Genomic DNA, 13455 nt, shown 5'->3' on the forward strand with positions numbered 1-13455 from the left:
ATTCCGAAGTCCGGCGAACCCCGATTCCGGTTCTTCCGGGACAGCGCGATCGTGGCGCACCGCAATCTGCTCACCATCATGCGGGTACCGACACTCCTGGTCACGGCCACGGTGCAGCCGCTGATGTTCGTGTTCCTGTTCGCCTACGTTTTCGGTGCCTCACTGGGTGGTGGTGAGTACCGGGAGTTCCTCATCGCCGGGATCATGGCCCAGACCGTCGCGTTCAGTGCCGCGTTCACCACCGTCGGACTCGCCGGTGATCTGGAGAAGGGCATCATCGACCGGATGCGTGCGCTGCCCATGTCGCGGCTGGCGGTGCTGATGGGGCGCACGCTCTCGGATCTGGTGGTGAGCATGGTCAGCTTGCTGGTGATGACGGTGTGCGGATACATCGTCGGCTGGAGCATCAACGGCAGTGTGGCCGATGCCGTACTCGCCTACGGGGTGATCCTGCTGTTCGCGTTCGCCATGTCGTGGGTCGGTGCGCTCACCGGCCTCCTCGCCCCGAACGTCGAGGTCGCCCAGAGCGCGGGGTTGATCTGGTTGTTCCCGCTGTCGTTCATCTCGTCCGCGTTCATCTCGGCTCAGACCCTGCCGGGCCCGCTGGCCACCATCGCCGAATGGAATCCGATCACCGCGGTCGCAGCGACCGGCCGGAAACTGTTCGACAACAGCGCGCCGCCGACGTTCCTCCCCGCCACCGGCTGGCCGGCCGTGCACTGCGTCGAATACGCGGTCATCTGTTCGGGGGCCATTCTGTTGATCGCCATGCCGTTGGCGTTGCTGCAGTACCGCCGGGTGGCCAGTCACTGAGCCCCGGCCACGACGAAAGGCCGTGCCCGCCGGATCTCCGGCGGGCACGGCCTTTCGTTCTGTGTGCGAACTATCCGGACGCTCAGCCCCGACGGCGGGTCTTGAGCAGTTCCAGCCGCTCCTTCAGCAATTCCTCGAGTTCCTCTTTGCTCCGCCGCTCCAGCAGCATGTCCCAATGTGTACGCGGCGGCTTCACCTTCTTCGCCTCCTGCGTGGTGCCTTCGATCAGCACGCCCTCCTGGCCGTTTCGGCACAACCAGGTCGGCGGGATCTCGGCGTCGTCGGCGAACGGGACGTCGAACTCTTCACCATTGTCGGTCCGGTACCGGGCGATCCGGCGGGGTGCCAGATCATGGTCGCGGTCGGTTTCGTAGCTCACCGCTCCGAGCCGGCTGCCCCGGAGTACGCGATCTGCCATCTGTACAGGTCCTCTCTGTGTTGTCGGCGCGTTGCCGCGCGCGGGCTCGCAGTTCCCGGCCGTCGGCTTCGATGATCCGGAGCGGAAACACCTGTGGTGTATCCACTGCGCGGGCACCGGAACCCGTACCGGGCGCGAACCGGTGGGTTGACCCCTGTCGTTCTGCTACCGCTTCCTCGTGGGTTGCGTTTCGCCGGCCGTTGTCGTCCGCCGACCGTTCGGGTCACATGCGCGGGCCGTTCGCTGTGCGACGAATCGTGGATTCGTGCCGGTCCAGGCCGTGCGCCCTGTTCTTGTCAACGTTCGTGAGGGTCTTTCCGTTCCCAGTTCGGGAGAGCCTTGTAATTGTACGGGGTTCCGCGAACGGGGTTGCGCGGTGTGCGGTGTGTGCTGCTGCGAGAGTGCCTATTAGGGTGTCGGGTCATGTCGCGCCGGTTGGAGTCGTGCCTGTGGTGTGGTCGGGAGATAGTGGATGCGGAGGCAGGGCGGCGGCGCCGCTACTGCCGCCAATCCTGCCGTCAGCGTGCCTATGAGCACCGCAACAATGTGAAGGGCACTGGAATCCCCGCCGATTCGGTCGTCCTCAGTGCCGCCGAGGCCGCCGCGCTGGCCGACCGCTGGTTCGCCGCGCGTTGCGCCGCCGAGGATGTGGCCACCGCGGTGGACGAGGGCGCCGGCCGGGAGGAGCTCGCCCGGCTCAGCGCGGTTCTGCTCGAACTCGCCCGGGACGCGGAACGGTTGCGCTGACCTGCGCCGAATCGTGCTGCAGGACCGGTGGTGAGTTCTGTCCGGGCGCCGGGACCGGGGTGGACCACAGGATCGCGGTACTGAAACCCGCGACCAGTACCCCCAGGCCGAGCACCGTGAGCAGGGTGGCGGTATCGGGGTGAACGAGCGACTGCCCGCGCATCGCCTGCCAGAACGTGATCGCCTGCAACCCACCCCAGCCGAGGATCACCACCCCGATCAGTCGGCTGCGGGTACGGGCCGGGCGCAGCCGGGGGTAGCGCGCCGCGCACCACATCAGCAGCACCACCGCGGCCAGTACCACCTGGATTCCGTGTAGCCCGACGAAATGCGGGATGCGCAGATCCCCGCCCACCGTGCTCCAGTGGGTGATCGGCATGCCCGCCACCGCGTCCGGTGCGCCGATGTCCTGCCGGGTTCCGGCATCGACGACGGTGTGCCCGGCGGCCAGTTCGACCAGCCGGCCGTCCGCGGTGCGGGTGAGCTGGGTGCCGGTGAATCCCATGAGGTAGCCCAATGCCATCGAGACCACTGCCATGGCCAGTCCGCCGCGAATCGCCCAGACCGTCGGCCGATCCGCGCCCGGACGTATCGAAACGATCACGGCGATCAACAGATTCGCGAGGAAAAGTCCCGGTACGCCGGAGGCGAATACCTTCTGCCCGATTTCGTTGACCGCGTCGGTTTCGGTGTTGAAATGACTGAAAGTGCCGCGTGCGGCCTGGAGCACGATGAATCCGACATCCACGAACGCGGTGACCGAGAACACGACGCCCAGCCACCAGGTGATCCGCCGGCCGCGGTGCGGTAGCGACAGCAGCCAGGCCAGGGTCAGCGAGTACAGCAGGAACGCCAGCCCGAATTTGACCGGTTTGAGCCAGACGGATTCACCGAGCAGGAGGCGGTCGTCGATCGTCATCGCGATCAGGCCCACAACCACCAGACCGGCCATTGCCGCAGAACTGAGCAGCAAAGGCCGGTGCAGGCGTCCGATCACCCGACAAAGATCGGAAGTCGTGGGGCGTCCGGAGCGAGCGGGAACGCCGGGGAGCGGGAGTACTGACATGAACCGACGGTAGGAACGGGAATCCGGCCGCGGCGTCCCGCTACGGGACTGTCTGCGGCCGGTACCCCGGTATGCCGGTGGCCGTCGGTTGGATCGAGGGTAAGGGTCAGTCGGGGATGGGGCCCAGGTTCAGCCCGCGCCCGGCCAGATAGGGTGCCGGGTCGACCGGGCCGACACCGGGCTGGTGGACCTCGTAGTGCAGGTGCGGTCCGGTGGACTGGCCGCGGCTGCCGACGGTGGCGATCACGTCACCGGCGCGCACGGGCTGGCCGACCGATACCAGGATGTCCTGCATATGGCCGTACACGCCGACGCTGCCGTCGTCCTGCTGGACGCGGACCCACAGCCCGAACCCGGTGGCGGGACCGGCCTCGATCACGACGCCGTCGGTGACCGTCCGGATGGGGGTGCCCATATTGGCGGCGAAGTCGATGCCGTTGTGGTTGGTGCCCCAGCGTGACCCGAAGCCCGAGGACACGACGCCGTCGGCTGGGTATACGGTGGTCGGTCGCGGCGGCTCGAAGAACGGGAACGAGACCGGGGCGGGCTGGGCGGCCTGATGGGGATCCCAGGCGGCGGGGTCGTGTGAGACGGCGGGCCGCTCGGCGGGGGCGCGGTCGGCCGGGTCGGCCGCGGCCTCCGAAGTGGCGGCCACCGGAGTGATCTGTTCGTTACCGGAATCGGCTCCCGCGGCGAAGAGGGCGAAACCGGCGCAAAGGGCTGTCGAGGTGGCGACGACCTGCGTCGTGAGGTGGCGACGGCCGATCGGCGGCACCGTGAGCTTACGGAAAGGTAACGGAAGGGTCACGGGCATGGTTACAAGCTAGGGGAGCGACACGCCGATTCAGCAATCGTGTGGCAACAGTCACGAGATCATATAAGCCCAGGTCGAGTATTACCGAACGATAACGAAACCGGAGATATCGGCCGACGAGCTGCACAAATGAGACATTGATCTAGATTTGACCGGAGTGTGCCAGAAGGGCCACACTATTTCAGTGGTCGCTAACAGAGTTGCGCCGCTGACGGCGCTGGCGGACCCCACCAGGCGCGCGATATTCGAAGCGTTGCCGGCCGGACCGCGCTCGGTCGGCCAGCTCGCGGCGCAGATCGGAATCAGTAGTTCGGCGGTATCCCAGCATCTGCGTGTCCTGCGGGATGCCCGGCTGGTGATGATGCGGCCGGCCGGTAATCGCCACCTGTACTCACTGGACCCGCGCGGACTCGGCGACGCCCGCGACTACCTCGAACAGTTCTGGCAGAGCGCACTGGCCGCCTACGCCGCCGCGCTCAGCGAGGCGAGCGAGCGGGGCTGACGGCCTCGTGGCGCTCTACCGTCGCCTCAGCCGACCCTGCGGTACGCCGCCCCGGTCACGCTCGCTTCGCCGCGGCGTTTGTTCAGCTGCCGGTCCAGCGCCGCGATCACCTCGGCCGAACCGATCTGTAGCAGGCCGGGGTCCGGGGTGGCGGCGAAACGGTCGCCGGTGCGGCCCGCCCACAGCACCTCGTGCCGATTCAGCAGATGGCGCGGCGGTCCGCCCTGCTCGGGCGGGGTGGGGCCGAACAACTGCACCGTGCGGGTACCGAAGGCGGTGGCCAGATGCGCCACCCCGGTATCGCCGCACAGGACGACGGAGGCCTCGGCCACGGTCGCCGACAGTTCGATGAGGTTCTGGGTTCCGGCCAGTACCCGATGCCCGGACAGGCCGGCGCGCGCCGCGATCCCCAGGGAGTCTTCCCGGTCGGACTCGTCGCCGGTCAGCACCACCTCGTGCCCGAGGACCAGCAGATGCCGGATCACCGCCGCGAACCGGTCGGCGGGCCAGCGACGGGCCGGTGCGCCCGCGCCGATATGGACGACCACGCTGTCGCGGTGACTGGTGGTGGCCACCGGCGGTAGCAGCCCCAGATTGCGGCGGTCCGCGCCGATCCCGTCGAATTCGAGCAGGTGACACCAGCGGTCGATGGGGTGATGGTCGGGCTGCCACTCCGGTGCCGGGATCTCCGGGAACCCGGGATCCCGGTAGGTGAGGATCCGCTCGGCGCCGGTTTTGCCGAGCTGCGCGATAGGGGTGGCGCCCGGGCGGTGCAGGTTCACCGCCAGTTTCGGCGGTGGACCGTCCCAGCGCAGGCCCTGCGGATCGGCGACGGGGACCATCTCGTCCACGCAGGCGATCACATCGACGATGGGACGCAGATGATGGGGCGCGGCCAGTACCAGATGATCGCTGCGCCGGGCCCGGCGCAGCGCACGCAATGCCGGGACCGCAGTCAGCAGATCACCGAGACCACGTGCCTGAAGCACGAGAACTACCGACACCCGACTCTCCTAGCCACCTGTTGCCCGTTGCGCCGCCCCCTCCCGCACCGTCCTGGTGGGGAACGGACCACGACGAGAGCATTTCCTTGGATGACTACCCGTGACACCCGGGTGCAAACGTTGACCGGTCGCGGCCTGGATCACATGCTGGGCGTTCGCCCTGCGCGCCGCTACCGCCCGCCACCTGCCGAGACAGGTTTCGCGTGCGATGAGCCCGTGGTCACCCGAGGGACGCTCGCGTAATGTGTCCGATGTCCGAGGGGAAGTCCGGTGTGAATCCGGCGCTGTCCCGCAACTGTGTGGCTCGTGCAGAGCCGCAGCCAGATACCCGCGGATGAACCAGGAACGGTCGTGATCACGTGGGTATTGATCGATGCGCCGAACGAGCCGCTCGATTCGCGGCCCGTTTCGCATGTCTTCGTCGCGTGACACTGCCGGACGCGACAGGAGTCGGATATGCGTTGTGCACCCTCGAAACCGAGCCGCCGGTCGATTCTGATCGGGGGTGTGCTGGCCGCCGGAGCGCTGGCCGCCGGATGCGGCCGCGGATCCACCTCCGATACCGGCACTTTCACCGCCGCTTTCCAGGGCTCCGGCGCCGGAGAGGGCATCGATCCCGGGGTGAACACACTGTTCATCGACGAGGCGCGGATGAAGGCGGTCTACGACGGCCTGTTCGAAGTGGACGGTTCGATGACCCCGATCCCGCGCTTGGCGGAGTCGGCCGAACCCAGCGCCGACGGCACTCGGTGGCGGATCGCCCTCCGGGACGCGGCCTGGCACGACGGGAAGAAGTTCACCGCACGCGATGTGCTGTACACCTTCGCGCGGGTCCTGGGTCCCGCTCGGCAGCGCCCGTTCATCGCGGCCACCTCGCTCGACCAGGTGGATCTGTCGGCCAGCCGCGCGGTCGACGACCGGACCGTCGAAATCGTGTTGAAGCGACCCTCTTTCGAGTTTCTCATCGCACTGTCGGGGTACGGCACCAAGATCGTCCAGGACGGGGCCGCCGATTTCACCCGCCCGGTCGGCACCGGGCCATTCGTCTTCGACTCCTTCGAAGCCGGCCGGCAGTTCACCGCGCACCGGAACGAGAACTACTGGGACGGTGCACCGGGTATCCAGGAGTTGCGCATCCTCAGCGCGGAGGCGGACGCTCGGGTGAACGCGGTGCGCGGCGGCGAGATCGACTACGCCGACAACCTCACTCCGTCGGCCGCACGGACACTGGCGGGTGGTTCCGGTGTCACGCTGGTGTCCACCCCGGGGAGCGGAATCTACTTCTTCGCCATGAAGACCGATCGCCCGCCGTTCGACAACCCGGATGTACGCCGTGCCGTCATGCGGATGGTCGACCGGACCGAACTGGTGAAGGTGGCGCTCGAAGGTCAGGGGGAGCCCTCCAACGATGTCTTCGGTAAGGGCTACCAGTACTACGCCGACCTGCCGCAGCACGAATACGATCCCGACGAGGTGGGCAGGTTGCTGCGCCGGGCGGGCGTCCGGGATCTGACCTTCGATCTGTTCACCGCCCCGGTCGCCTACGGGTTCGTCGAGGCGGCCCGGTTGTTCGCCGACCAGGCCGCCGCCTGCGGGGTGAAGGTGAACGTGGTGCTGGGCTCGAAGGACAGCTACTACACCGACGCGCTGCGGACCGGGCAGCTCACGATGGGACAGTCCGGCCCGTTGCCGATCCCCAACCACTTCGCCTCACGGCTGCTGACCGGCTCGCCGCAGAACCGCACCAAATGGTCCGATCAGCGGTTCGATTCGCTCTACGCCACCGCGCAGGCCACCCCGGATCCGCAGCGCCGCGCGGCACTCTATCGGGATATGCACGAAATACTGCAGGACAGAGGAGGTTTCGTGTTCTTCGGGACCACGCACTGGAACAGTGCAGCCCGCGACAGGTTCCGGCAACTCCCGGCCGCCGTACCCAATTCGCACGACTGGGCCCGGTTCGACGCGGTCGCGCCGCGATGACCACGATGCGGCTCGACCGGGAGCGGGCACGCTACTGGGTGGCGCGCTGGGATCGCCAGCAAGAGCACTACATGCCCGACCGCGAAGCCCGTTTCGAGGTGATCGGCGAGGTACTGACCGAGCTGATCGAGCGGCCCGATCCGCTGATCGTCGATCTCGGTGTCGGCCCGGGCACCCTGGCGGACCGGCTGCTCGCCCGCCTCCCCGGTGCCACCGTCGTCGGGGTGGACGCCGACCCGCTGCTGCTGGCACTGGCCGATTCCGGGTACGGATCGGTCCGGTTCCGAACCGTTTTCGCCGATCTCCGCGAGCCCGGCTGGTTCGCGGCGCTGGGTCTGGAGCGGGCACCTGACGCATTCGTGAGCACCACGGCCCTGCACTGGATGAACCGGTCGCCGCTGCGGGCGCTGATCGAGACGTGCGCACAGGCGCTGCCGCCGGGCGGAGTCTTCGTCGACGGTGACCACCTGTACGAAGGACCGGCCGGGCCACGGCTCGACGGTCTGGGCCGGGCGCTGACCGCGCGGCGTGCCGAACGGGTGGGTTCGGCGACCGCGGAGGATTGGTCGGCGTGGTGGGCGGCGGTCGGCGCGGCACCCGAGCTCGCCGAGCTGGTGCGCCTGCGCGCCGGTGGTTTCGAGCACACGGTCACCGACCGGCCGACCGTCGGCGACTACACAGCTTTCCTGCGCGCCGCCGGTTTCGCCGAGGCCGGGACAGTCTGGCAGTACGGTGACGACCGCGTCGTGGTCGGGATCCGGTAGCGGCCCGGTGGCGGGGGATTCGCAGGTGGTCCGCCGGTTGGTGCTGCGCCGGGCCGGATTCGGCGTCGGCCAGCTGGTGGTCCTGCTCGTCCTGGTATTCGTGTTGTCGCTGCTGCTGCCCGGCGATGCCGCCGATATCCAGAGCAACACCATACTGAGCGAGGCACAGCAGCAGACCGCGCGCCGGCTGCTCGGGCTCGATATGTCGCCGGTGACCAGGTTTCTCGATTGGATCGGTCGTGCGCTGCACGGTGATCTGGGCACCTCCTACGCCGGCGGCGAGCCGGTCGGCACCGTGATCGCGGGTCCGTTCCTGATCACCGGGCTGCTCGCCGGAACAGCACTGATCCTGCTGGTCCCGATCGCGGTGCTCGCGGGGTTCGCGGCGGGAACGCGCCCGGGATCGGCGCGAGACCGGGTGATCACCTCGATCAGTATCGGATTCGATTCGATTCCCGATTTCGTTCTCGCCGTCCTGCTGGTGACTTTTCTGTCGATCCGCCTCGAGCTGTTTCCCGCGACCTTCCTGGGCGTCGATCCGGGCACGCTGCTGGAACGGCCCGAATATCTGGTGCTTCCGTTGATCGTCACAGTGGCCCGGGTCGCGGCGCCGCTGGTGCGTCTGGTACGAGCGGGAGTCATCGATGTGCTGGACCGGCCGTATATCGCCCAGGCCCGCCGGGCCGGAGTGGGCCGGGTATCGCTGCTGGTGCGGCATATCGCGCCCAACGCGCTGGCTCCGGCGATGCAGGAATTGGGCCGCACCGGGGATGGGTTGCTGTCGGGCGTCTTGATCGTCGAAGCCGTTTTCGCCGTACCCGGTATCGCCACAGAGCTGATCGGCGCCATCGCCAATCGGGACGACCCGGTGATCCTGGCGATCGTCACGGTCACCGGAACGATCGCCGTCGTGGTCAACACGCTGATCGATATGGCCGGTTACCGGATGCACCCGCACGCCGTCGCGGAGCAGCCCGGATGACCCCGCGGCGCTGGTCGTATTCGGTGCTCGTGGCGGTGCCCCTGATATTCGCCCTGGCCGGACCACTCCTCGCGCGGTCGGCCCCGGCCGGGCGCGCGGTGCCGTTCGGGCCCTCGCAATGGTCGCCGCTGGGTACTGACCGGTTGGGGCGTGATGTGCTGGCGGCGGCGCTCACCGGCGGGCAGAACTTCCTGCTGACCGCGCTGCTGACCGTTCTCGGCGCCTACAGCGCGGGACTCCTCATCGGAGTGGCCGCGGCTGCCGCGCCGCGGGTCTGGCTCGACGAACTGCTGATGCGCCCGATCGATGTGCTGTTGTGTGTGCCGTCGCTGCTGATCATCATGGTCGCCGCGCTGCGCACCCAGGGGTCGGCGCCGGCGATCGCGGGCGCGATCGGCCTCGCGCTGCTGGCTCCGATCGCGCGGTTCGTCCGAATGGCGGCCGCCGGTGTGGTGCACGGGCCGGTGATGGACGCCCTGCGGATGCAGGGCCGGAGTCGCGCCTTCCGCTACGGGCGCTACGCGACGCGCGAAATGGCACGGCCGATCGCCGCCGACCTCGGGGTCCGGTTCACCGCGGCGGTCTACTTCCTCGCCTCCGCAAATTTCCTGGGACTCGGCTTCGACACCACCTCCACCGACTGGGCGGTATCGGTGGCGGCCAACAAGGACGCTCTGCTGATCGCGCCGTGGGCGGTGGCGCTGCCCGCCGCGCTGATCGTTTTCCTGGTGGTCGGGACGAATCTGCTGGTCGACGATCTGCTCGCCGATCCGCGGGCGGCGGCGGCCGGAGATCTGCGCCGGGCGGGTGGATATGCCTGATCGGCCGCTGATCTCGGTACGTACTCTCGGGGCGCGCGCGAACGGCGTGGTGATCCTGCGCGATATCGGATTCGATATCGCGCCCGGTGAGATCCTCGCGTTGTTCGGGCCCTCGGGCGCCGGTAAGACGACCGTCGCCGCCGCTCTGGCCGGCGCGGCCGGGCCCGGGATCGAACTGTCCGGCGAGATCCGCCGGGCGTCGGAGGTCCGGGTCGGGTACCTGCCACAGCATGCGGCGTCGACACTCAACCCGGCCCGGCGGATCGGTGCGGCACTGAGCGAACTGGTGGCCCTACAGCACCGGCAGGCCGGCGGCGGACGGTTGCGGGCGAGTGAGCGGCGGGCACGGATCGCCCGGGCGCTCGCGGCGGCGGCCTTCGATCCGGACGACCGCGCTCTCGCCACGATGCTGCGCAGGTATCCGTTCGAATTCTCCGGCGGCGAACGGGTCCGGCTGGCGCTGGCCCAGGTCCTGATCGGTCGACCCGATGTCCTGGTGGTCGACGAACCGACCGCCGGCCTGGACGCACTCGCCCGGGCCGTACTGCTCGACGGATTGGCGGGCTTGCGTTCCGCGGGTACGGCCGTAGTCCTGATCACCCACGATTCGCTCGCGGTCGAGCGGATCGCGGACCGCACATTGTTCGTCCGTGCCGGGCGGCTGGTCACCGACGGCTCGATCGAGTCGGCCCCGGTGCGGCGGCCGGTCGCCGCACCGGTCGCGGCCGAACCGGCCGAACCGGCTCTGCGGATCCGCGACCTCACGGTGCGATACCGCGGCCGGGTGATCCTCGACCGCATCGATCTCGATCTGCGCCCGGGGGAGCACTTCGGACTCGTCGGGGTATCCGGTGCCGGCAAAACGACACTGGCCCGGTGTATCGCCGGACTCACCCGCCCCGACGCCGGTGAGATCACGGCGCGGGGGGAGCGGCTACCGGTGCTGCGCCGCCGGTCGCGGCGACAGCTCGCCGATATCCAATATGTATGGCAGGAGTCGGCGGCCTCGTTCGACCCGCGTCGGAGCGTGCTGGAGCAGGTCGCCGCCACTGGGACCGGCCTGTGCGGGATGACCCGTACCGAGGCCCGCGCCGCGGCGACGGATCTGCTGGCCGGATTCGGGATCGGCCCGGAGCAGGCGGCCCGGCCGCCGGCTGGACTGTCCGGTGGCCAGCTGCAGCGTGCCGCGCTGGCCCGGGCGCTGCTGGCGCAGCCGCGGATACTGCTGTGCGACGAGGTGACCACCGCACTGGACGAACCCACCGCTCGGCGGATCCTCGACCGGCTGGACGACTATCGCGCACGCACCGGGGCGACACTGGTATCGATCAGCCATGATCTGCGCGGCCGGTCGGCCCGCTGTGATCGCCTCGCGGTACTCGACCGCGCGGTGATCGCGGCGTCCGGGGCGCCCGCCGATCTGATCGAGAATCCGCGTACCGAGATACTGGCCCGGTTGCTGCGCGCCGACGGCCCCGAGCCGGGACACCCGGCCATCCAGCATCAGCTCGAGCGCAATCGGTGACGGCGCCGGCCCGGCCGTCGAGACTCGTCGCTGTGGCAGCAAACCTGCAGCACGCGTCGTCGGCGATCGCGCCGACGGCGTATCCACTTCCGGCCGTCACCGGCCCGGACCGTCGAGGAGCCGACCCGTGTCCCGTGAACTCCATCTGGCAGGCTTCCTGATCGCCTCGCACGTCACGCATTCGCATGCGGCGTGGCGTCATCCCGCATCGGAGACCGACTATCTGGGACCCGGCTACTACCGGCGGGTGGCCCGCACCCTGGAGCGGGGCAAGTTCGATTTCCTGTTCTTCGCCGACCTGCTGGCGACACCGGTGCGGTACGGCAACGATATCCGGGTGCCGCTGCAGAGCGGTACTCAGGCGTCGGCGACGCTGGACCCGTCGCTGGTGGCGGCCGGGCTGGCGAATGTGACCGACCGGATCGGGCTGGCGATCACCAAGTCCACCACCTACTTCCACCCCTACGAGGTCGCCCGGATCTTCGCGACGCTGGACCACCTGTCCGGCGGCCGGGCAGGCTGGAACGTGGTGACTTCGCTGAACCAGGCCGAGGCGCAGAACTTCGGCGCGCAGGAGCATCTCGGGCACGACGAGCGTTACGAACGCGCCCAGGAATTCCTGGAGGTCGCCTACAAACTGTGGGGCAGCTGGGATTCCGACGCTCTGGTGCGGGACAAGGTCTCCGGTGTCTTCGCCGATCCGGACAAGGTGCGGACCGTCGATCACGAGGGCACCTGGTTCCGGACCCGTGGTCCACTGACCGTGCCGCGTTCCCCGCAGAGCCGCCCGGTGATCATCCAGGCCGGCTCGTCGCCGGTGGGTAAGGATTTCGCGGCGCGCTGGGCGGAGGCGATCTTCGAGATCGACCCGACTCCGGAGGGCCGGCGTGCCTACTACGACGATGTGAAATCGCGAGCGGTGAACTTCGGCCGCAACCCCGACGACATCAAGATCTTCCCGTCGTTCGTCCCCTTCGTGGGCGAGACCGAGGCGATCGCCCGGGAGAAACAGGCCTTCCACAACGAACTCGCCGATCCGATCTCCGGGCTCATCACGCTTTCGGTGCACACCGATCACGATTTCTCCCGCTACGATCTGGACGCTCCCGTCGAAGAGCTCGTCGTCCCGGGTACGCAGGGACTTTTCGAGGTGGCCCGCCGGCTCAGCGCCACCGAGAACCTGACCCTGCGCGATATCGGGAAGCTGTACGCCCAGGGAGTACTGCTACCGCAATTCGTCGGGACCGCCGAGCAGATCGCCGATCAGATCGAAGCCGGATTCACCGGCGGCGAGGCGGACGGCTATATCCTCTCCGCCGCGCAGGCGCCGGGTACCTTCCACGATTTCGTCGATCTCGTGGTGCCCGAACTCCAGCGCCGCGGGCTGTTCCGCACCGAGTACACCGGCAATACCCTGCGCGACCATCTCGGGCTGGGTCCGGCGTCGCTGGCCCCGGCCGTCCGGTCGGCGAGCGTCGCCGGCTGAGCCGGCACCGGACCCGGCCGGGTCAGCCGTCGTTATTGGATACGTTGTCGAGCAGTAGCTCCCGGGCCTCGGTGCCGCCGTCGAGGGCGCGGGTGCGGCGATGGGTGATCCGCCAGCCCGCCGGGGTGCGGGTGAGCCGGAAACTGTTCGCGCCTGCCCGCCATACGCGGTAGCTGTCGTCGTATCGGCGCACGAGCAGCGATTCGCAGACCGCCGTCGCTTCGTCGCCGTCGAGCACCACGCGGGCCGGGCCCAGGAAATGGGTACAACCCGCGTCGATCAGCGACCGGTGCGCCGCCGACTCGACCATTGCGTGGATATCCGCGCGATTGCGCATGGACCAGCCCTCGACGTCGTATCCGCCGTCCTCGGTCCACAGCTGGGCGACCGCCGGGGCGGCTCCGGCGTCGACGAACGGGCCGTAGGAGGCGAGCAGCCGGGTGATCTCGACTTCGTCCTCGAGGCGGCGTACCCGTTCTTCCAGGTGTGCCAGGCGATCCTCGTCCACAGTTGTCCTTCCGTCGTGGGTC

General features: G+C 68.7%; 14 protein-coding genes and 1 riboswitch. Of the genes, 9 read left to right on the forward strand and 5 right to left on the reverse strand.

Annotated elements, in window-relative coordinates; translation table 11 throughout:
* Positions 1 to 813 (forward strand): ABC transporter permease, encoded by an 813-nt coding sequence (locus tag ACWCPQ_RS06955; protein ID WP_449896223.1) that lies wholly within the window; start codon positions 1 to 3, stop codon positions 811 to 813.
* 82 nt (positions 814 to 895) lie between these two features.
* On the opposite strand, the gene ACWCPQ_RS06960 is transcribed toward ACWCPQ_RS06955, so the two are convergent.
* On the reverse strand, positions 896 to 1231 hold the full coding sequence (locus tag ACWCPQ_RS06960; RefSeq protein ID WP_449895681.1) for an RNA polymerase-binding protein RbpA: 336 nt from the start codon (positions 1229 to 1231) through the stop codon (positions 896 to 898).
* Between the two features lie 423 nt (positions 1232 to 1654).
* Between ACWCPQ_RS06960 and ACWCPQ_RS06965 the strand changes: the two genes are divergently transcribed.
* A complete protein-coding gene (locus tag ACWCPQ_RS06965) occupies positions 1655 to 1978 on the forward strand; it encodes a hypothetical protein (RefSeq protein WP_449895683.1) in 324 nt (107 codons plus the stop codon).
* Here the strand turns inward: ACWCPQ_RS06965 and ACWCPQ_RS06970 are convergent.
* Together ACWCPQ_RS06970 and ACWCPQ_RS06975 are read right to left on the reverse strand one after the other, a co-directional pair.
* Positions 1929 to 2975, reverse strand: a complete 1047-nt coding sequence (locus ACWCPQ_RS06970) for a hypothetical protein (protein WP_449895685.1) — start codon at positions 2973 to 2975, stop codon at positions 1929 to 1931. The two genes, ACWCPQ_RS06965 and ACWCPQ_RS06970, sit on opposite strands and share 50 nt — an antisense overlap.
* A gap of 175 nt (positions 2976 to 3150) precedes the next feature.
* Positions 3151 to 3858, reverse strand: coding sequence for a M23 family metallopeptidase (locus tag ACWCPQ_RS06975; RefSeq protein ID WP_449895687.1), 708 nt, complete (start codon positions 3856 to 3858; stop codon positions 3151 to 3153).
* Positions 3859 to 4042: 184 nt separating this feature from the next.
* Between ACWCPQ_RS06975 and ACWCPQ_RS06980 the strand changes: the two genes are divergently transcribed.
* Positions 4043 to 4360 carry an ArsR/SmtB family transcription factor gene (locus tag ACWCPQ_RS06980; RefSeq protein ID WP_449895689.1) on the forward strand — a complete coding sequence of 106 codons (318 nt, stop codon included), beginning with the start codon at positions 4043 to 4045 and terminating at the stop codon, positions 4358 to 4360.
* 26 nt (positions 4361 to 4386) lie between these two features.
* Here ACWCPQ_RS06980 and ACWCPQ_RS06985 read toward each other — a convergent pair whose 3' ends face one another.
* Complete coding sequence (locus ACWCPQ_RS06985; protein WP_449895691.1) at positions 4387 to 5364, reverse strand: glycosyltransferase family 9 protein; 978 nt, start codon at positions 5362 to 5364, stop codon at positions 4387 to 4389.
* A 207-nt stretch (positions 5365 to 5571) separates the two neighbouring features.
* A riboswitch (cobalamin riboswitch) is annotated at positions 5572 to 5714 on the forward strand.
* Between the two features lie 106 nt (positions 5715 to 5820).
* Here ACWCPQ_RS06985 and ACWCPQ_RS06990 point away from each other — a divergent pair.
* The 6 genes from ACWCPQ_RS06990 to ACWCPQ_RS07015 all read left to right on the forward strand — a co-directional run bounded on the left by ACWCPQ_RS06990 (position 5821) and on the right by ACWCPQ_RS07015 (position 12925).
* A complete protein-coding gene (locus tag ACWCPQ_RS06990) occupies positions 5821 to 7347 on the forward strand; it encodes an ABC transporter substrate-binding protein (RefSeq protein ID WP_449895693.1) in 1527 nt (508 codons plus the stop codon).
* Complete coding sequence (locus ACWCPQ_RS06995; protein ID WP_449895695.1) at positions 7344 to 8111, forward strand: class I SAM-dependent methyltransferase; 768 nt, start codon at positions 7344 to 7346, stop codon at positions 8109 to 8111. The genes ACWCPQ_RS06990 and ACWCPQ_RS06995 overlap by 4 nt, the downstream gene beginning before the upstream one ends.
* Positions 8080 to 9093, forward strand: a complete 1014-nt coding sequence (locus ACWCPQ_RS07000; RefSeq protein WP_449895697.1) for an ABC transporter permease — start codon at positions 8080 to 8082, stop codon at positions 9091 to 9093. Before ACWCPQ_RS06995 ends, ACWCPQ_RS07000 begins: the two co-directional genes overlap by 32 nt.
* Positions 9090 to 9914: an ABC transporter permease gene (locus tag ACWCPQ_RS07005; RefSeq protein WP_449895699.1), complete on the forward strand. Its 825-nt coding sequence runs from the start codon at positions 9090 to 9092 to the stop codon at positions 9912 to 9914. The genes ACWCPQ_RS07000 and ACWCPQ_RS07005 overlap by 4 nt, the downstream gene beginning before the upstream one ends.
* A complete protein-coding gene (locus ACWCPQ_RS07010; RefSeq protein WP_449895701.1) occupies positions 9907 to 11439 on the forward strand; it encodes an ABC transporter ATP-binding protein in 1533 nt (510 codons plus the stop codon). Before ACWCPQ_RS07005 ends, ACWCPQ_RS07010 begins: the two co-directional genes overlap by 8 nt.
* A gap of 127 nt (positions 11440 to 11566) precedes the next feature.
* Positions 11567 to 12925, forward strand: coding sequence for an LLM class flavin-dependent oxidoreductase (locus ACWCPQ_RS07015; protein WP_449895703.1), 1359 nt, complete (start codon positions 11567 to 11569; stop codon positions 12923 to 12925).
* A 22-nt stretch (positions 12926 to 12947) separates the two neighbouring features.
* Here the strand turns inward: ACWCPQ_RS07015 and ACWCPQ_RS07020 are convergent, their stop codons facing one another.
* On the reverse strand, positions 12948 to 13433 hold the full coding sequence (locus ACWCPQ_RS07020) for a nuclear transport factor 2 family protein (protein WP_449895705.1): 486 nt from the start codon (positions 13431 to 13433) through the stop codon (positions 12948 to 12950).
* Positions 13434 to 13455 lie beyond the last annotated feature (22 nt).

It is taken from the genome of Nocardia sp. NPDC001965, assembly GCF_053594175.1.